Origin of the sequence: Allomesorhizobium aridi, assembly GCF_043769475.1 — a bacterium.
Classification (GTDB): domain Bacteria; phylum Pseudomonadota; class Alphaproteobacteria; order Rhizobiales; family Rhizobiaceae; genus Allomesorhizobium.
Map to the genome: position 1 here is coordinate 4862941 of NZ_CP171729.1, position 16801 is coordinate 4879741.

Sequence of the window (16801 nt, forward strand, 5' to 3'; positions counted from 1 at the left end):
ATTTCGCGCATGTTTTGGCAAGCGCACAGGCTGCAGCAAGGGGCACTACGATGAGACTGCTCGTTTGGTGGATCGGCAAGGTGCGGAGCGTGACGGCCGGACTGGCCAGAGCGGTGGTGCTTGCGGCTGCATTGACTTTCAGTCCCTTCGTCCAGGCAGAGCCTATTCGCGGCGCGGGATCGACTTTCGCCGCACCGGTCATTGCCGAATGGGCGAAAGCCTACCAGGACGAACGGGCGGATGGCGGGGAGTTCGTTTCGCCGGACTGGACCGTCGACTACGAACTCGTCGGCTCGCTTGGCGGCTTGATGCGCCTTCAACAGCCGGAACTTGATTTCGCCGCAACGGATGTGCCGGTCACGCCCGCCGAACTCGCCAAGAACGGCCAGCAGCAGTTTCCGATCGTGATGGGCGGCGTGGCCATCGTCGCCAACCTCGACGGCCTGTCGGCACAGCCCGCTGGGACCTTGCGTCTTTCCGGGCCGGTTCTGGCGGATATCTATCTCGGCAAGATCCAGTCCTGGTCCGATCCAGCCATCAAGGCCATCAATCCCGACCTGGACCTTCCCGATCTCAGAATCATGGTGCTTCACCGCCAGGACGGCTCCGGGACGACCTTCGTCTTTACGGAGTATCTTTCGGCGGTCAGCGCCGAATGGAAGACAAGATATGGTGCCGACACCCTGATTACCTGGCCGCTCGGAACCAGCGCGAAGGGAACGCGGGATCTCATACGGGCCGTGCAGGCGACGAAGGGCGCGATCGCCTATGCCGAGTATGGCCAGGTCGAGCGAGCGGGTCTGCCCTTTGCCTCGATCCGCAACAAGTCGGACAAGTTCGTGACGCCGACCCCCGAAGGCGTTCAGGCGGCGGTGAACGCCATCGCCTGGGCAAAGACCGAGCATTTTTTCGCCTCGCTGATCGATCAGCCGGGCGAAGCGGCCTATCCGATCAGCACCGCAACCTTCGCGGTCGTTCCGGTCGCGGGACGGTCGGAGGCCCGGTATCGCCGCGTGCACGATCTCTTCCGCCTGGCTTTCGAAAAAGGTGCCGGGGACGCAACGGCGCTCGGCTATGTGCCGCTGCCGCAACCTCTAGCCGAACAGGTCAAGCAGTACTGGGACAGGGAACCACACGCGGGGAACTGAAATCAGGCGCCGCCTGAGTCATCCGGCGGCCGCCCTTCAGTACCCATCGAACGAAAAGCCTAATCCCGTATCGCCCGGGAACGGCACTCTTGGGGACGCAGTCAGATGGATATAGATATCTTCAAAGACATTCTCGTGCCCGTGATAGGCGGGTTGGGCATCTTCATGCTCGGCCTGGACTTCATGGCGAACGGCATCCAGGCGCTCTCGGTCAACCGGATGCGGGCGTTCCTCGCCAAGGCAGCCGGGACGCCGATCAAGGGCGTGCTGGCCGGAACTTTGATTACGGGCTTAATCCAGTCGTCGACCGCGATGAGCGTCATGGTCGTCGGCCTGGTCAATGCCGGCGTCATCGCTTTGCGACCGGCGATCAGCGTGATCATGGGCGCCAACATCGGCACCACGCTCGGCAACGGACTTATCGCTCTGCCGCTCGGTCCACTCGGATTGATCCTGGCCGGCGTGTTCTCGCTGGTCTATTGCTTCGCCAACAGCGAAAAGATGAAGAACATAGCGCTGGCCTGCATGGGCTTTGCGCTCATCTTCTATGGCCTGAACCTGATGACCGGCGGCCTGCGCCCGCTTCGGAACCTGCCCGAAGTCATGGCGCTGCTGCAAACCCTCACGGCCGACTCTTATCTCAACCTTCTCAAATGCGTGTTCATCGCTGCCGGCGTGACCGCAATGATCCACTCGTCGTCGGCGACTATCGGCATTGTGATGGGCCTTGGCGCCGCCGGCATCCTCGACTGGACAACCGCCGTTGCATTCTCGCTCGGCGCCGATCTCGGCACCACGATCACGTCGTGGATGGCTTCGCTCAACCTTTCGAAGAACGCCAAGCGGACCGCTTACGCGCACATATCGTTCAACATCATAGGCGTTTGCATCACGATCCCGCTGTTCTTCGTCTCCATGCAGGTATTGGAATGGGCCATGCAGTTCTTTGGCGGCGATCCTGCCATTCCGGTGCTGGTCGACGGCAAGGAGACTTTCCCCTGGTGCCGGTCGCGGTCGGCCTTTACTCGACCTTCTTCAACATTTTCAACACATTGCTGCTGTTCCCGTTCATTGGCGTGTTCGAGCGGGTTCTGTCGCGTGTAGGGCGCACGGATGCCGAGGATGCGGAGGACTATTCGACACCGAAATTCCTCGACCGCAAGCTGGCCAGCGACTTTGCCAAGGCAATCCCCACCGTACAGCAGGAAACGGCGCGCCACCTTCAGGCGGGCGCGATGTTCCTCGACATCGCCCGCTCTTCCAAGAAGGCGCCCTCTGATCCTGGCGAGCACTATCTCGCGACCGACATCCTCAGCCGGGACATCCGCGCCTACACGGCCTCTCTGATGAAAGAGGATCTCCCCTACGAACAGCTCGATCTGATCGCCAGCCTGATCGAGGAAGCGGACTTCACGGCCGCCCTGACGGAATCGATGCATCAGGTGGCGCGGCGGGTAAAACGCGAGAAATTCACCGATCCGGCGCGGGCCATCGTCGATGTCGCGCTCAACAAGCTCGACGCCTCGCTGCGCGACATCATGCCCGACTATGGTATTGCCGATCCCGCCATGCCGGCCGGACATGTCAGCTATCCGGAGGTCGATGAGCTGCGCGCGCAGACACTTGCACTTGGCCCGAATGCCGGAGCGGCTGAACGCGGCACGATCCTCGCGTTGCTCGGTTCAATCGAGCGTGCCGAAATTCTGATCCGCCGCATCGATGCCGAACGCAAATCCGTCAATCGGCAGAGGGTTCTGGCACGCGCGGCGCAAAAGCAGGAGCGGGCTAGGCCTATGAACGAAAGCGGCTTTAGCCCGGTTCCGGCGGAGTAATCGAGGCAGTAGAGGCCAAATAAGGGCCACATCCATGTGGCCAGACGGCCTTTCAGCTAAGTCCAACACGTCCCGGAGTGCGGCCACGTCGCCATGGTGCCAATAGGCACGCTTCGGGGTGTGTTCGTCCAGACGGCGCTGGTCGCCCGAGGCGTATGGGGCCTCACCGCCTAGCCATCGTTCCAGTTCCTCGACAGGGTGCGCAACGCGGCGCTGGTTGACGATCGATAGGCATAGCGTCGCTCGACGCCTAGACGCTGGACCAGTTCCGTCAAGAATTTGGTGCCCAGCTTATTTCCCGGGTTGATTTACCGCCGCACTATTGCTTCGGACCGGCCGGCGTTCGCGCCCATCAGTGCATCGGCGGCGGATTTCGCTATTTGTCTATCAAGTCGGAGGCGTGCCGTTCTCGGCTAATACCGCGCCTACCAGATAGAGCGAACCGCCGATCAGGATGCGCGGCGGCGTCTCGCTCTCGTCCCAGGTGTCGCGCAAGAGCATCAGCGCATTGGCGACCGAACTGACCGGCTCCGCCGAAAGCCCGGCCTCCATGGCGCGGGCGGCCAGCTCCGCGTTAGGCACACTGGCGTCGCTCTCGCTCACCGGGACGGTATAGACGTGGCGCGCCATGCCTTCGAAGGCGCGGAAATAGCCGATCTGGTCCTTGGTGTTGATCATGCCGCAGATCAAAAACAGCGGCCGGCTGAATTTTTCCTCCTGCTCGACCAGCGCTTCGGCGATGACCGCACCGGCGCCCGGATTGTGGCCGCCGTCGACCCACACTTCTGCGCCTTCGGGCGCCAGGTCGGACAGGCGGCCCTGCGGCAGGCGTTGCATGCGGCCTGGCCAGGCGACATTTGTCATGGCGCGGTCGGCAGCGCGGTGGCCGGTCTCGAAGCCGGCAGCCTTTACGGCCGCGATCGCGGCGGCGGCGTTGGCGAACTGGTGCCGGCCGGGCAGGCGCGGCGGCGTCAGGTCCATCAGGCCCGACTGGTCCTGGTAGATCATGCGGCCGTTTTCCTCATAGGCGAGATAGTCCTGGCCGTAGAGTGTGACCGGGCAGCCGAGACGCTCCGCCACCTCCACGAGGACATCCTGCACGGTCCCGCTTTCCTGCGCGCCGATCACGACCGGGCAGCCGGGCTTGATGATGCCGGCCTTTTCTGCGGCAATCAGTTCGACGCGGTCGCCGAGGAACGATTGATGGTCCAGCGAGATCGGCATGATCAGGCTCGCCGCCGGCCGTTTTATCACGTTGGTCGCATCGAAGCGGCCGCCTAGTCCCACCTCGATGATCGCAGCGTCAGCTGGATTTTCGGAAAACAGCATGAAGGTGACCGCGGTCAGTATCTCGAACACGGTGATTGCCTCGCCGCGATTGACCGCGGCCGCGCGGGCGATCGTGTCGGCTAGAAGCGCGTCGTCGACGAGCCGCCCGCCGCCCTTGGCCCCCATCCGATAGCGCTCGTGCCAGTTCACCAGATGCGGCGAGGTATGGACATGGACGCGCAGGCCTTCCGCCTCGAGCAGCGCCCGCGCAAAGGCCGCGGCCGAACCCTTGCCGTTGGTGCCGGCGATGTGGATGACCGGCGGCAGCCTGTCCTGCGGATTGCCGAGCTGATCGAGCAGCCGCGAAATCCGGACGAGCGAAAGGTCGAACCCTTTCGGGTGGAGCGCCAGCAGGCGCTCTATTTCGCGGTCAGCGAGAAGCATTGTCATGACGGAATCCCGGTGCGTGATCCCGGATGCGCCGGCCTTTCCGGACTGGGATCACACGATCAACAGAGAGATGATGAAGCCACATTCTCCATCGGAGCGCCGCGGAACTTTATGCAAGCGCGCGCCGGCGCACAACGTCAGCCCGCGGCGTGGAATGTCGCGTCAGGCTTGTGGCCGGACCTCGGCGGGAGCTGCGGCCGGCGGCAGGATCTCCGGCTCCAGCGGCTCCGCTTCCGGCGTCTTCATCAGGATTTTCAGAAGCCGGGCGATCGTCGATTTGAGCTCGAGGCGCGAGACCACCATATCGACCATGCCGTGATCCATCAGGTATTCGGCGCGCTGGAAGCCGTCAGGCAGTTTTTCGCGGATCGTCTGCTCGATGACGCGCGGCCCGGCAAAGCCGATCAAGGCGCCCGGCTCGGCGATGTGGACGTCGCCGAGCATTGCGTAGGATGCGGTTACGCCGCCTGTCGTCGGATTGGTCAAAACGACGATATAGGGCAGCCCCGCTTCCTTCAGCCGGTCGACGGCGACTGTCGTGCGCGGCAACTGCATCAGCGACAGAATGCCTTCCTGCATGCGCGCGCCGCCGGACGCGGCAAACAGGATCATCGGCCGTTTCTTCTCCACCGCGACCTCGAAGGCGCGGATGATCGCGTCGCCCGCGGCCATGCCGAGCGAACCGCCCATGAAGGCGAAATCCTGGACCGTCGCCACGACCGGCAGGCCCTCGATGGTGCCCAGCGCGTTGAGGATCGCATCCTCCATGCCGGTCTTGGCGCGGGCGTCCTTCAGCCGGTCGACATAGCGCTTCTCGTCGCGGAATTTCAGCGGATCGACCGGCACTTTCGGATTTTCGAGAACCTCGAAACGGCCGTCGTCGAAGAAGAATTTCAGCCGCTCGCGAGCCGAGATCTTCATGTGATGTCCGGAGGACGGGATGACGAACTGGTTCGACTCCAGATCCTTGTGGAAGACCATCTCGCCGCTCTCGGGATCCTTGATCCAGAGGTTCTCCGGCATGTCGCGCCGGCCAAGCATCGAGTTGATCTTCGGGCGGACGTAGTTGGTGATCCAGTTCATGATCGTTTTTCCCGTGGTCTGGGTAAAATGGGAAACTATTCGGCGGGTGCAAGGCGGGCCGAGCGGACGCCTTGCGACAGGCCGGTTACCAGCGTCGCGACAGCCTCGGCCGGGTCGGCGGTCTTCTCGCCCCTCGGCCCGAGCACATTGGCCACCGCGTTGACGATCGCCGTGCCGACCACGACGCCGTCGGCGGACGCGCCGATCACCCGCGCCTGCTCCGCCGTCTTGACGCCGAAGCCGACGCAGACCGGGAGATCGGTGTGGCTCTTGATGCGGGTCACAGCGGCGGCGACCTTGGCGGTATCGGCGAGCGCTGAGCCGGTGATGCCGGTCATCGACACGTAATAGACGAAGCCCGACGTGTTTTCGAGCACCTTGGGCAGGCGTTTGTCGTCGGTGGTGGGTGTCGCCAGCCGGATGAAGTTGATGCCCGCCTTCACCGCGGGGAGGCAGAGTTCCTCATCCATCTCCGGCGGCAGGTCGACCACGATCAGCCCGTCGATGCCGGAAGCCTTCGCATCGGCCAGGAACCGGTCGACGCCATGGATATAGATCGGATTGTAGTAGCCCATCAGCACGATCGGCGTCTCGTCGTCGCCGGCGCGGAATTCGCGCGCCATCTTGAGCGTCTTCACCAGCGTCTGCCCGCCTTTCAGCGCGCGCAGCCCGGCGGCCTGGATCGCCGGCCCGTCGGCCATCGGATCGGAAAACGGCATGCCGAGTTCGATGATGTCGCTGCCGGCCTTGGGCAGCGCCTTCATGATCGACAGCGATGTTTCGTAATCCGGGTCGCCGCCCATGAAATAGGTCACGAGCGCCGGGCGCCCTTCGGCCTTCAGCTTCGCCATGCGGCGGTCGATGCGGGTGGTCATGATCAAATCTCCATGCCGAGCATGCCGGCGACGGTATGCACGTCCTTGTCGCCGCGGCCGGAGAGGTTGACGATCACGATCTGGTCCTTGCCCATGGTTGGCGCGAGCTTCATCGCGTGAGCGATGGCATGCGCCGATTCCAGCGCCGGGATGATGCCTTCTACACGCGTAGTCAGCTGGAATGCCTCCAGCGCCTCGTTGTCGAGGATCGGAACATATTCCACACGGCCTGAATCGCGCAGCCACGAATGCTCCGGCCCGACGCCCGGATAATCGAGGCCGGCCGAGATCGAATGACCGTCGAGGATCTGTCCATCTTCGTTCTGCAACAGATAGGTGCGGTTGCCATGCAGCACGCCGGGCTTGCCGGCATTCATCGAAGCGCAATGCTCGATGCCGTCGAGCCCCCGCCCGCCCGCCTCGATGCCGATGATCTTTACGCTGCGGTCGTCGAGGAACGGGTGAAACAGGCCGATGGCGTTGGAGCCGCCGCCGACCGCGGCAATGATCGCGTCGGGCAGCCGGCCTTCCTGCTCCAGGATCTGGGCGCGGGCCTCGATGCCGATCACCGACTGGAATTCGCGCACCAGCTCCGGATAGGGATGCGGGCCGGCGGCCGTGCCGATCAGGTAATAGGTGTCCTCGACATTGGTCACCCAGTCACGCAGCGCCTCGTTCATGGCGTCCTTCAACGTGCCGTGGCCGGCCGTCACCGGCCGCACCTCCGCACCGAGCAGCTTCATGCGGAAGACGTTCGGCTTCTGCCGCTCGACATCGGTCGCGCCCATATAGACGACGCAGGGATAGCCGAAGCGCGCCGCGACCGTCGCCGAGGCGACGCCGTGCTGGCCCGCCCCGGTCTCGGCGATGATTCTCTTCTTCCCCATGCGCTTGGCCAAGAGAATCTGGCCGAGGCAGTTGTTGATCTTGTGCGAGCCGGTGTGGTTCAGGTCTTCGCGCTTGAAATAGATCTTTGCGCCGCCGCTGAGGCCCTTGGCCGAGGAAACCTCGCGAAGATGCCTGGTCAGTCCTTCGGCGAAATAAAGCTTTGAGGGCCGGCCGGCATAATGGGTCGACAGGTTCTGCAATTCAGCCTTGAATTCGGGATCGTCCTTGGCTTCTTTCCAGTGCCGCTCGAGTTCGAGGATCAGCGGCATCAGCGTCTCGGCGACGAAACGGCCGCCGAAAATGCCGAACATGCCCTGCTCGTCGGGTCCGGTGCGGAAGGAATTGGGTTCTGCCGGCTTGTTCATGATTTTTTGCCGCTTGGCTCTCGGGATTGGTTGCGTTTGCTCCTATGGAGCATCCGGCACGCATAAGCCTTTCCGGGGCAAAAAGTAAACTGCCCCGGGCCGATCACGCTGCCCGGTTCGCCTGCGCCGCCCGCACCGCCCGGAAAAAGCCGTCGATCAACGCCGCATCCTTGACGCCAGGCGCGCTTTCCACGCCGGACGAGATGTCGATTCCCGGCGGATTGGTCAATCGCAAGGCCTCGTCGATATTGGCGGCGTTGAGGCCGCCCGAAAGCATGTAGTCCATGCCGGCGTCGAGACCGGCAAGCAGCCTCCAGTCGAACGGCACGCCGTTACCGCCCGGCAGCTCGGCGCCGGCTGGCGGCTTGGCGTCGAGGAGAAAGCGGTCGGCCACGCCGCGATAAAGCGCGATCGGCTTGAGATCGCGCGCCTCCCGAACGGAAAACACCTTCATCACCGGCAGGCCGTAGCGGGCTTTCACCTCGGCGACACGCTCCGGCGTCTCCTTGCCGTGAAGCTGCAGCATGTCGGGTGACATCGCCTTGACGATCGCATCGAGAATTGCGTCGTCAGCATCGACTGTCACGGCCACCGTCTTGGCCTTGCCCATCGCCGCCTTGCGCAGCCGCCCGGCTTCTGCCGGATCGATGTTGCGCGGGCTCTTCGCGAAGAAAATAAACCCGACATGGCTCGCCCCGCCGGCCAGCGCCGCCGCCAGCGCGTCGTCGGTCTTCAGGCCGCAGATTTTGATGTCGAGTGGCATGGCGGGGAAGTGGCACGAAACGGCCGAAAAGTCGAGAACAGCCTTTAAAAGATTGACTTCATCCAGCGGCGAACGCTGCCCGGAAACGCGGCGATGGCCTTCCGGCGCTCAAGCGAGGCAATCGTTCGAAAGTGGTCATAATCGATCGGTGGCAACGGTATCGGGTTGGCCGGTTGCGGCATTTCGATGTCGGAGCCCATGGCAACCTCGCCGAGAAGTGATGCCACCCGATTATCATTTCCATGACTACACATAATCAGTTAGATTGTGACCACACTCGTGACTTAAGATCATGAATATGGCAGCTTCGGACGATATGAACGCCTTCGCGCGCATTGTGGACCTTGGTTCCTTCGCCAAGGCCGCCGAGGATTTGCGCGTCACGCCATCGGCGCTGTCGAAGCTGGTGTCTCGCCTCGAAGACCGTCTCGGCGTGCGGCTTTTGACGCGCACGACGAGAAGGCTGGCGCTGACCTCGGAGGGCTCGCTCTATCTCGAGCGGGCGCGCGAAGTCCTCGAGCTTATCGGTCGCACCGAGGCTGACGTTTCCTCGGCACGCAACAAGCCGAAAGGCCACTTGCGCATCAATTCCAGCACCGGCTTTGCCAGGCAAACCTTGCTGCATGCGGTGCCGGCATTCCTGCAACGCTATCCGGAGGTTACGGTGGACCTCACCCTGACCGACCGCCTCATCGACCCGGTCGCAGAGCAAGTAGACATCGTTATTCGCGGCAGCCCGTCGGCCGGGTCCGATTTGGTGGTTCGCAAGCTCGCAGAGGGCCGGCGGCTGATTTGCGCTGCCCCATCCTATCTGGCGCGCGCCGGCACGCCCCGTTCAGTTGTCGACCTAGAGCGACACAATTGCATCGCGCTGTCGGGACAGTCCCCGCCCACCACATGGCCGCTCGCGGGCGAAGATGGCGGTGTCGTCCTATACCTGCCGAAAGGGAACTTTGCCTGTGACAATGTCGGCATGCTGTTCGACATGGCGATTGAGGGCCACGGCATCGTTCGCTTGGCCGATTTTGTGGTTGGGCAAGCCGTTCGCGATGGTCGACTGGTCGAAATCCTCGCAGATCTCAATCGCTCGGACAGGATCTCGCTCTGGGTGCTGATGCCGAAGGGCCGCTTTCGCTCCCCGCGCGTGCAAGCGTTTCTCGATTTCATGGAAGATTGGCTAAGGGGAGCGAGTGGTGAACCGGGAGTAGCGAGTTCGGAAATCGAACGCTCTTGACAGCCTGCGTGATCCTCCCCCAAGCAGATTTGATGTCGAGTGCCATGGCGGGTAAGTCGCACGAAATGACCAAAAGTTGGGCAATCTGCCGCGTCGCGTGGAGAGGCCAGTCCATTTTGCCAAGGCGCGTTTGACGTTTATCCTGGGCTTGCAGGATGTTGCAGCTGGCCGTGCCGCAGCAACTCGCCGGGAAAGCCGCATGCTCACGCTCTCAGCCGGACCTCTTCGCGCCGCCACCGTCGCGGCGAGCTTGCTTTGCGCGCCGGCTGCGGCCGAAGAGCCGATCGCTGTGCCTGTCGAGCGGGTTGCGTCCTTCAAGGTGCCCGAAGCAAGGCAGGCCGTCGCGGTCGACAGCCGCTTCTTCTACGCGATCGACAATCGTGCGATCGCCAAATACGACAAGAAGACGGGCGACCGAATTGCCGGGTGGAAAGGGCCGAGCGACGGTTCGATCACCCACCTGGACAGCGGCGTGGTGGTCGATGGCAAGCTTTATGCCGCCCATTCCAATTATCCAGGATGGCCGATGGTGAGTTCGGTCGAAATCTGGGACGCTGCGACGCTCAGGCACGTCGATAGCCACAGTTTCGGCATCGACCGTGGTTCGCTCACCTGGCTGGATTTTCACGATGGCGTCTGGTGGGGCGCCTTCGCGAACTACAACCAGCCTCTAGCGCAAGGCCCCGTTGCCGACGGCAACCAGCACACGCAGATCGTGCGTCTCGACGACGAATGGCGGGTCGCCGAGGCATGGGTTTTTCCGAAGGCGCTGCTCGAGAGATTCGGCGACATGAGTAATTCCGGCGGCTCCTGGGGACCGGACGGACGGCTGTGGATCACCGGCCATGACAAAGCCGAGGCCTATGCGGTGACGCTGCCGGAGGCGGGCTCGGTGCTGCGCTGGGCTGCAACCATATCGCTCGACATCGCCGGCCAGGGCATTGCCTGGGACCGCTCGGACCGGCAGGTGATCTGGGGCATCGTCCGCGGCGCGAAAGGCGAAAACCGGGTGACGGCAAGTAGGGTGGCGCTGCCGTGACCCTCTCCGCAAGGGGAGGATAAAGCCTCTCACTCGAACGCGATCGCCTGCAGCGCGCCGCCGTTTCGTTTCAGCCAGGCCTTGCAGCGGTCGGTGTCGGGGCAGAGTTCCTCGCACAATTTCCAGAATTTCGGGCCGTGATTCATCTCCTTGAGATGCGCCACCTCATGCGCCACCAGGTAATTTATCACCGGCGGCGGCGCCATCATGATGCGCCAGGAGAAAGACAGCGTGCCGTCCGAGGTGCAAGAGCCCCACCGGCTGGTCGTGTCGCGGAAGCGGACAGCCTTGGCGCGCCGGCCGACCGCGCTGCTGTGCTTTTCGACCAGCGCCTCGATTTCGCGTTTGGCTTCGCGCTTCAGAAAATCGGCGATGCGGCGCGGCAGGTGCAGCCGGTCGCCATGCACTGTGAGGGAAGGGCCGCTTTCGCTCATAATCGCTGAAACGGTTCCGCGCCTGCCGGGCTCATGGACGATTGTGTGCGGCACGCCGCGCAGCGGGATCTTTATGCCCGGCCTGACCTGCGGCCGGTCCGGCACTTTGGCCAGCCGCTGCTCCAGCCAGCCCTGATGACGGTGGAGGAAACGATCGACCTCGCGGGCAGATATGCCCGGCGGCACGGTGATGCGCAGCCCCTGCCCGCCGGCATCGATCCGCAGCGTCAGCCGCCGCGCGCGGTCGTTCTCGACGATGCGGAGCGGCAGCGTGCGGCCCGCGACGTCGTGCTCCCGCTCCCGGACCGGAGCAGGCTTGGCCTTTGCGAGATTGCGGAAGAAGCCGAGGGACATTTTTGGGAGAATACGTGATTCGAGAGGGGGGCGATATTGCGGCTGTTGGGGAGTAGGAGCCAAACGAAAACGGCGCCGCTTTTCAGCGACGCCGTTCCATCAGTCGGGCTGAGGCGCTTACGCCTCGTCGAGCAACCCGGTGGACGAACCCTTATCTGGGCCTTTGGTAGTGGTCGGCGCGGTCGACTTGTTGCGGTTGGCCATGAAGCGGTCGAACTCTTCCTGGTCCTTGGCGCGGCGCAGCTCGCGGGCGTATTCGTCGAATTCCTCGCGCATCTCGTCGAGCTTCCGGCGCTCTTCGTCGAGGCGTTCGAGTTCCTTGGTGCGCCAGTCGTCGAAGGCGACATTGCCGGTGCGGGCCGAACCGTGGCCCCAGCGATGCGCCTTGTCGGCGCTGCGGCGGCAACCGGCGAAGATGCCGTCGGTCGCGCGGTTCGCGTCGCGCTTGAAGCCTTCAAGCCGGTCGCCCCAGATGATGTAGGCGAGCATGGCGAGGCCCAGCGGCCAGAACACCATGAAGCCGATCACCATCAGCGCGATGGTCGCCGGCGTCCAGGCCGGGCGGATCAATGCGGTCGTGTTCATTTCTCCCGTTCCTTCGGTTGGAGGCAGCCAACCCGGCTGCTTCGATCTCGAAATGGTGGCTGTGAACAAATCCTTCAAGACAAAAGACCCTGAAACCGGACAAGCGGCTGTAATAATTAACTCTTTTTCGTTCGCTCCAGCGCAAGAACGACCAATCCACCCACCAGTCCCCAGAACGCCGACCCGATGCCGAACAGCGCAAGACCGGAGGCGGTGACCGCGAATGCGGTGGTCGCGGCCATGCGCTCGCCCTCGTCCTTGAGCGCGATCGACAGCGCATTGGCCAGCGGCGCCATCAGCGCCAGGCCGGCGACCAGCACGATCAGGCTTTCCGGCAGCACCGCGAAGATAGCCACCAGCGACGCGCCGAACACCGCGAAGACGAGGTAGGCGAGCGCGTAGAACGGCCCGGTTTTCCACCGTTCCGTGGGGTCAGGGTGCACGTCGGGGCCGGTGCAGATCGCCGCCGAGATCGCCGCCAGATTGGTGGTGAGCGCACCGAACGGCGCGGAGATGAGCGAGAACAGCCCGGTCACCGAGATCAGCGGTCCAGGCTCTGGGTGGTAGCCCGCGGCGCGCAGAACAGCCAAGCCAGACAGGTTCTGCGAAGCCATGGTGACGAGATAGAGCGGCAGCGCCAGGCCGATGATCGCGGTCGCGGAAAACTCCGGCGCAATCAGGGTCAGCGTCGAAAGTTCAGGCGGCGGTATGCCGCCGACCCTGCCGGTCAGGAATGCCGCGAAACCGCCGCCGATCAGCACTGCCAGCACCGACAGCGCCGGATTGTAGAGCCGGATGGCGAAGAAGGCCGCGATCAGCGGCAGGATCAGCGCCGGGTCGGCCGGGATCGTCTTCACCGCGCCGATGGCGAAGCTGACCACGATGCCGGCCAGCATGCCCGAGGCGACCGAGGCGGGAATCTTTGCGATGAGCCGGGTCAGCGGCTTGAACAGACCGGTGGCGATCAACAGCACGGCGGTGACGATGAAGGCGCCGACCGCGTCGTTCATCGAAAAGCCGCTGCTCGCCGCGACGAGTGCTGCGCCCGGCGTCGACCAGGCGCTGATCACCGGCATTTTCGTGCGCCAGCTAAGCCACGCCGTCTCGAAAGCCATCGCCAGGCAGATGGCGGTGACCCAGCTCGCCGTCTGCTCGCGGCTGGCGCCTACCGCGTCCGCAGCGGCGATGATCAGTGCCAGCGTGCCGCCAAAGCCGACAATCGCCGCGACGAAGGCGGAAACCGGGATCGATACGCGCATACTCTATCCGCCCGACTGGGCCAGGATGGCCTCGACCGCCCGGATCAGCAGGGCAAGGTCCTGCGGCCGCGACAGGCGGTGGTCGCCGTCGGGCACCAGCGACAGGGTCACGTCGTCGGACGGCATGCAGCCAACGAGCTTCAGCGCGTGGGCGTGCGGCACGTCCTTGTCCTTCAGTCCCTGCAGGACGTGCACCGGGCAATGGGTGTTGATCGGCCCTGTCATGACGCGGTTTTCGCGCCCGTCCTCGAACAGCGCCCGCGTATAGACATACGGCTGGTCGGAATAGTCCGACCGCACTTCGAAAAAACCCTTTTTGTCGAGGTCTCGCCGCTGCGTCTTCTTCAGCTGCGGCTCAAGGAGTTCAACGGTGAAATCGGGCGCTGGCGCTAGAAGCACGAGGCCGGCGATGCGCTCGCCCTCGCCCGCCTTGCGCAATTCCTCGATCATCCGGAGCGCGATCCACGCGCCCATTGACGAGCCGACCAGGATTTGCCGGCCGGCGCTGAAGCGGCGGAACACGGCGAGGCTTTCGCCGACCCATTTCGAGATTGTGCCGTAAGCGAAGTCGCCGCCGGATTCGCCGTGCCCGGAATAATCGTGACGCAGGAAGGCGCGGCTGCTGGCCGCTGCCCATTCGTGCAGCGCCTCGGCCTTTGTGCCCAGCATGTCGGAGCGGAAGCCGCCGAGCCAGACGACGCCGGGTTCGCGGCCGGCGACGTGCCTGACCGCGATCGCGGCGCCGTCCACCTCCTGGAAATCCGGACTGCCTGTCGCCATATGATGCTCCCTCGGGTGCAAGCTTTGTGGCACAGCTCTTTTCCCGCGAAAAGTCCGAACCATGCCACCGACCCGACAGTCGACGCGGCCTTTTGGTTTCTGGTGATTTTTCAGAATCGCTGTGCTATTGACTCGGCCCGCATAGCGCCGACATAGGCGCAACCGACTAAATCAAGAACGTAAACGGCTCGAGGAGACCACGACCATTCGCAGACCTTTTAAAGCAGCGGCGCCAACCAAGGAAGGCCCGCGCTCCAACCAAGATATCCGGGTTCCCCGGGTTCAGCTGATCGATGTAGACGGAAGCAATCGCGGCGAGGTGTCGATCAACGACGCCCTTCTGGCCGCCGAAGAGGCAGGTCTCGATCTCGTTGAAATCTCCCCCAATGCAGTGCCGCCGGTCGTCAAGATCCTCGACCTCGGCAAGCTGAAATACGCCAATCAGAAGAAGGCCGCCGAGGCGCGCAAGCACCAGAAGGTCATCGAGATCAAGGAGATCAAGATGCGGCCCAACATCGACACCCACGATTACGAGGTGAAGATGCGGGCGGTGCGGCGCTTCTTCGAGGAAGGTGACAAGGTCAAGCTGACGCTGCGCTTCCGCGGCCGCGAAATGGCCCATATGGAACTCGGCATGCAGCTCCTGAACAAGGTCAAGGAAGAGGTCGCCCCCATCGCCAAGGTCGAGGCGGAGCCGAAGCTCGAAGGCCGCCAGATGATGATGGTGCTGGCGCCGCGCTAGCGCCGACGCTGGCATCGACGATGGCTAGAGGCCGCTTCGGCGGCCTTTTTGTTTTGCCACGATTTCTCCGCAACTTGCATCGACAAGTGCTGATTGCCGTCGCATTCCGCCCGGCCAAGGGAAATCAAACGTCATGGCCGCTGCGGCGCGTTCTCCGATTGAAAAGTCGTTCGATGAAATGGGCCGCTATCAGCGGCACCGACGCCTCCTGCTGGCGCTGCTGATCGGCGCTTTTTGCATTTTGCTGGTCTTCGGCGGCTCTTTGCACGATGAACTGGGGCATGAGCGCATAGAGGCGCACGGGATCGCCCTGATACTGATCGGGATCGGCGGCCGGCTCTGGTCTATCCTCTATATCGGCGGTCGCAAATCCGCGGAAGTGGTCGCCACCGGTCCTTATTCGGTGATGCGCAATCCGCTGTATTTTTTCTCCACGATAGCGGCCGCCGGGATCGGCTCCCAGACCGGCAGCGTGATCGTCGCGGTGGCGTCGGCGGCTTTGTGTGCCGCCGCGTTCTACATCGTCACACTGCGCGAGGAACGGCATTTGATTACCGTACTCGGGGCGCCGTACAAGGACTACATAACGCGGGTGCCGCGGTTCTTTCCCAATCCCCGGCTTTTCCGCGATCAGGCCGAAGTCACCTTCACACCGCGCATTTTCAATCATACGCTGATCGACGGACTGGCTTTTCTGATCTCCATACCCTTCTTCGAACTGGTGGAGAGTGGACAGGAAGTCGGGGTCATACCGGTGCTGTTCTGGTTGTACTGACCACCCGCGCTTTTGCGGGCTATTGCACAAAGGCAAGCTTGCTGGTAATAGCGCCGCGTTCAGAACCGTCCGGCAGGGCATGCCGTGGCGGTTCGCAATGCTTTTCGGGCTTGGTCTGCCCGAAGCACAAAAAGCGCAATCAAGCGCACCCATACGGAGAGCAAAATGCCCAAGATGAAGACCAAATCCGCTGCAAAGAAGCGGTTCAAGATTACCGCGACCGGAAAAGTGCTGTCGGCTGCCGCCGGCAAGCGCCACGGCATGATCAAACGTTCAAACAAGTTCATTCGCGATGCCCGCGGCACCATGGTTCTCGCCGAACCGGATGCCAAGAAGGTCATCAAGAATTTTCTGCCGAACGGCCTCTGAGCCCCGGCCACAACGTTTAAGGAGATCATGAAATGGCACGCGTAAAAAGGGGCGTCACTTCCCACGCCAAGCACAAGAAGGTCTTGAAGGCCGCCAAGGGTTTCTATGGCCGCCGCAAGAACACCATCCGCATCGCCAAGCAGGCGGTCGAAAAGTCGCTGCAGTACGCTTACCGCGACCGCAAGAACCGCAAGCGCAATTTCCGCGCTCTCTGGATCCAGCGCATCAACGCCGCGGCGCACGAGCACGGCCTGACCTATGGCCGCTTCATCGACGGGCTGAATAAGGCCGGCATCGAGATCGACCGTAAGGTCCTGTCCGACATGGCCATCCATGAGCCGCAGGCATTCGCCGCGCTAGTGGCGCAGGCCAAGGTCGCGCTAGAATATCTGAAGAACACCACGCCGAACGCTTTTGAAAGCGCTGTCGCCTAAGACCAGCGCTTCCCAAGCTTTTCGGCACTTGATTTGGGAAACCCGCGCTGGCACGGCTGGCGCGGGTTTTTCTTTGAGCTGAAAAAGGGCCAGTCATTACAGACTGATCGCCAGATGGCAGTT

19 protein-coding genes are annotated in these 16801 nt (G+C 63.1%); 9 read left to right on the forward strand and 10 right to left on the reverse strand.

Going from position 1 to position 16801, the window contains the following annotated elements:
- Nucleotides 1–50 precede the first annotated feature (50 nt).
- The 3 genes from pstS to ACG873_RS26015 all read left to right on the forward strand — a co-directional run bounded on the left by pstS (nucleotide 51) and on the right by ACG873_RS26015 (nucleotide 2980).
- Nucleotides 51–1148 carry a phosphate ABC transporter substrate-binding protein PstS gene (gene pstS / locus ACG873_RS26005; RefSeq protein ID WP_394888649.1) on the forward strand — a complete coding sequence of 366 codons (1098 nt, stop codon included), beginning with the start codon at nucleotides 51–53 and terminating at the stop codon, nucleotides 1146–1148.
- A 105-nt stretch (nucleotides 1149–1253) separates the two neighbouring features.
- Complete coding sequence (locus ACG873_RS26010) at nucleotides 1254–2252, forward strand: Na/Pi cotransporter family protein (protein ID WP_394888650.1); 999 nt, start codon at nucleotides 1254–1256, stop codon at nucleotides 2250–2252.
- Nucleotides 2150–2980 carry a hypothetical protein gene (locus ACG873_RS26015; protein ID WP_394888651.1) on the forward strand — a complete coding sequence of 277 codons (831 nt, stop codon included), beginning with the start codon at nucleotides 2150–2152 and terminating at the stop codon, nucleotides 2978–2980. The genes ACG873_RS26010 and ACG873_RS26015 overlap by 103 nt, the downstream gene beginning before the upstream one ends.
- A 387-nt stretch (nucleotides 2981–3367) precedes the next feature.
- Here ACG873_RS26015 and ACG873_RS26020 read toward each other — a convergent pair whose 3' ends face one another.
- The 6 genes from ACG873_RS26020 to ACG873_RS26045 all read right to left on the reverse strand — a co-directional run bounded on the left by ACG873_RS26020 (nucleotide 3368) and on the right by ACG873_RS26045 (nucleotide 8900).
- Nucleotides 3368–4699: a bifunctional folylpolyglutamate synthase/dihydrofolate synthase gene (locus ACG873_RS26020; protein WP_394888652.1), complete on the reverse strand. Its 1332-nt coding sequence runs from the start codon at nucleotides 4697–4699 to the stop codon at nucleotides 3368–3370.
- A gap of 162 nt (nucleotides 4700–4861) precedes the next feature.
- Entirely contained in the window at nucleotides 4862–5782 is a 921-nt protein-coding gene (gene accD, locus ACG873_RS26025; protein WP_394888653.1) for an acetyl-CoA carboxylase, carboxyltransferase subunit beta, read from the reverse strand.
- 35 nt (nucleotides 5783–5817) lie between these two features.
- Entirely contained in the window at nucleotides 5818–6657 is an 840-nt protein-coding gene (gene trpA, locus ACG873_RS26030; RefSeq protein WP_394888654.1) for a tryptophan synthase subunit alpha, read from the reverse strand.
- A 2-nt stretch (nucleotides 6658–6659) separates the two neighbouring features.
- Complete coding sequence (trpB, locus tag ACG873_RS26035; RefSeq protein ID WP_394888655.1) at nucleotides 6660–7910, reverse strand: tryptophan synthase subunit beta; 1251 nt, start codon at nucleotides 7908–7910, stop codon at nucleotides 6660–6662.
- Nucleotides 7911–8013: 103 nt separating this feature from the next.
- On the reverse strand, nucleotides 8014–8673 hold the full coding sequence (locus tag ACG873_RS26040; RefSeq protein ID WP_394888656.1) for a phosphoribosylanthranilate isomerase: 660 nt from the start codon (nucleotides 8671–8673) through the stop codon (nucleotides 8014–8016).
- Between the two features lie 44 nt (nucleotides 8674–8717).
- Nucleotides 8718–8900, reverse strand: a complete 183-nt coding sequence (locus ACG873_RS26045; protein WP_394888657.1) for a hypothetical protein — start codon at nucleotides 8898–8900, stop codon at nucleotides 8718–8720.
- Between the two features lie 71 nt (nucleotides 8901–8971).
- On the opposite strand from ACG873_RS26045, the gene ACG873_RS26050 reads away from it, so the two are divergent.
- Nucleotides 8972–9907 (forward strand): LysR family transcriptional regulator, encoded by a 936-nt coding sequence (locus ACG873_RS26050; protein WP_394888658.1) that lies wholly within the window; start codon nucleotides 8972–8974, stop codon nucleotides 9905–9907.
- 199 nt (nucleotides 9908–10106) lie between these two features.
- Nucleotides 10107–10946 carry a cycloisomerase gene (locus ACG873_RS26055; protein ID WP_394888659.1) on the forward strand — a complete coding sequence of 280 codons (840 nt, stop codon included), beginning with the start codon at nucleotides 10107–10109 and terminating at the stop codon, nucleotides 10944–10946.
- Nucleotides 10947–10975: 29 nt separating this feature from the next.
- Here the strand turns inward: ACG873_RS26055 and ACG873_RS26060 are convergent, their stop codons facing one another.
- The 4 genes from ACG873_RS26060 to ACG873_RS26075 all read right to left on the reverse strand — a co-directional run bounded on the left by ACG873_RS26060 (nucleotide 10976) and on the right by ACG873_RS26075 (nucleotide 14358).
- The gene (locus ACG873_RS26060) at nucleotides 10976–11734 is read right to left on the reverse strand and encodes a M48 family metallopeptidase (RefSeq protein ID WP_394888660.1); all 759 of its coding nucleotides are present in this window, start codon (nucleotides 11732–11734) and stop codon (nucleotides 10976–10978) included.
- A gap of 117 nt (nucleotides 11735–11851) precedes the next feature.
- Nucleotides 11852–12319 carry a DUF2852 domain-containing protein gene (locus ACG873_RS26065; protein WP_394888661.1) on the reverse strand — a complete coding sequence of 156 codons (468 nt, stop codon included), beginning with the start codon at nucleotides 12317–12319 and terminating at the stop codon, nucleotides 11852–11854.
- Between the two features lie 116 nt (nucleotides 12320–12435).
- Entirely contained in the window at nucleotides 12436–13578 is a 1143-nt protein-coding gene (locus ACG873_RS26070) for a benzoate/H(+) symporter BenE family transporter (protein WP_394888662.1), read from the reverse strand.
- A gap of 3 nt (nucleotides 13579–13581) precedes the next feature.
- Nucleotides 13582–14358, reverse strand: coding sequence for an alpha/beta hydrolase (locus ACG873_RS26075; protein ID WP_394888663.1), 777 nt, complete (start codon nucleotides 14356–14358; stop codon nucleotides 13582–13584).
- 205 nt (nucleotides 14359–14563) lie between these two features.
- On the opposite strand from ACG873_RS26075, the gene infC reads away from it, so the two are divergent.
- From infC to rplT, 4 genes are all read left to right on the forward strand, one after another.
- Nucleotides 14564–15100, forward strand: a complete 537-nt coding sequence (infC, locus tag ACG873_RS26080; RefSeq protein WP_394893701.1) for a translation initiation factor IF-3 — start codon at nucleotides 14564–14566, stop codon at nucleotides 15098–15100.
- A 133-nt stretch (nucleotides 15101–15233) separates the two neighbouring features.
- On the forward strand, nucleotides 15234–15875 hold the full coding sequence (locus ACG873_RS26085) for a methyltransferase family protein (RefSeq protein WP_394888664.1): 642 nt from the start codon (nucleotides 15234–15236) through the stop codon (nucleotides 15873–15875).
- A 165-nt stretch (nucleotides 15876–16040) separates the two neighbouring features.
- The gene (gene rpmI / locus ACG873_RS26090; protein WP_091915627.1) at nucleotides 16041–16244 is read left to right on the forward strand and encodes a 50S ribosomal protein L35; all 204 of its coding nucleotides are present in this window, start codon (nucleotides 16041–16043) and stop codon (nucleotides 16242–16244) included.
- Between the two features lie 32 nt (nucleotides 16245–16276).
- Nucleotides 16277–16678: a 50S ribosomal protein L20 gene (gene rplT / locus ACG873_RS26095; RefSeq protein ID WP_394888665.1), complete on the forward strand. Its 402-nt coding sequence runs from the start codon at nucleotides 16277–16279 to the stop codon at nucleotides 16676–16678.
- Nucleotides 16679–16801: the final 123 nt, after the last annotated feature.

What these genes read in the sequence shown, in the direction of transcription:
- accD (WP_394888653.1), bottom strand. Translation starts at nt 5,782, where the DNA reads ATGAACTGGATCACCAACTACGTCCGCCCGAAGATCAACTCGATGCTT.
- ACG873_RS26070 (WP_394888662.1), bottom strand. Translation starts at nt 13,578, where the DNA reads ATGCGCGTATCGATCCCGGTTTCCGCCTTCGTCGCGGCGATTGTCGGC.
- trpB (WP_394888655.1), bottom strand. Translation starts at nt 7,910, where the DNA reads ATGAACAAGCCGGCAGAACCCAATTCCTTCCGCACCGGACCCGACGAG.
- pstS (WP_394888649.1), top strand. Translation starts at nt 51, where the DNA reads ATGAGACTGCTCGTTTGGTGGATCGGCAAGGTGCGGAGCGTGACGGCC.
- ACG873_RS26085 (WP_394888664.1), top strand. Translation starts at nt 15,234, where the DNA reads ATGGCCGCTGCGGCGCGTTCTCCGATTGAAAAGTCGTTCGATGAAATG.
- rpmI (WP_091915627.1), top strand. Translation starts at nt 16,041, where the DNA reads ATGCCCAAGATGAAGACCAAATCCGCTGCAAAGAAGCGGTTCAAGATT.
- ACG873_RS26060 (WP_394888660.1), bottom strand. Translation starts at nt 11,734, where the DNA reads ATGTCCCTCGGCTTCTTCCGCAATCTCGCAAAGGCCAAGCCTGCTCCG.
- ACG873_RS26055 (WP_394888659.1), top strand. Translation starts at nt 10,107, where the DNA reads ATGCTCACGCTCTCAGCCGGACCTCTTCGCGCCGCCACCGTCGCGGCG.
- ACG873_RS26050 (WP_394888658.1), top strand. Translation starts at nt 8,972, where the DNA reads ATGGCAGCTTCGGACGATATGAACGCCTTCGCGCGCATTGTGGACCTT.
- ACG873_RS26075 (WP_394888663.1), bottom strand. Translation starts at nt 14,358, where the DNA reads ATGGCGACAGGCAGTCCGGATTTCCAGGAGGTGGACGGCGCCGCGATC.
- ACG873_RS26020 (WP_394888652.1), bottom strand. Translation starts at nt 4,699, where the DNA reads ATGACAATGCTTCTCGCTGACCGCGAAATAGAGCGCCTGCTGGCGCTC.
- ACG873_RS26065 (WP_394888661.1), bottom strand. Translation starts at nt 12,319, where the DNA reads ATGAACACGACCGCATTGATCCGCCCGGCCTGGACGCCGGCGACCATC.
- ACG873_RS26010 (WP_394888650.1), top strand. Translation starts at nt 1,254, where the DNA reads ATGGATATAGATATCTTCAAAGACATTCTCGTGCCCGTGATAGGCGGG.
- trpA (WP_394888654.1), bottom strand. Translation starts at nt 6,657, where the DNA reads ATGACCACCCGCATCGACCGCCGCATGGCGAAGCTGAAGGCCGAAGGG.
- rplT (WP_394888665.1), top strand. Translation starts at nt 16,277, where the DNA reads ATGGCACGCGTAAAAAGGGGCGTCACTTCCCACGCCAAGCACAAGAAG.
- ACG873_RS26040 (WP_394888656.1), bottom strand. Translation starts at nt 8,673, where the DNA reads ATGCCACTCGACATCAAAATCTGCGGCCTGAAGACCGACGACGCGCTG.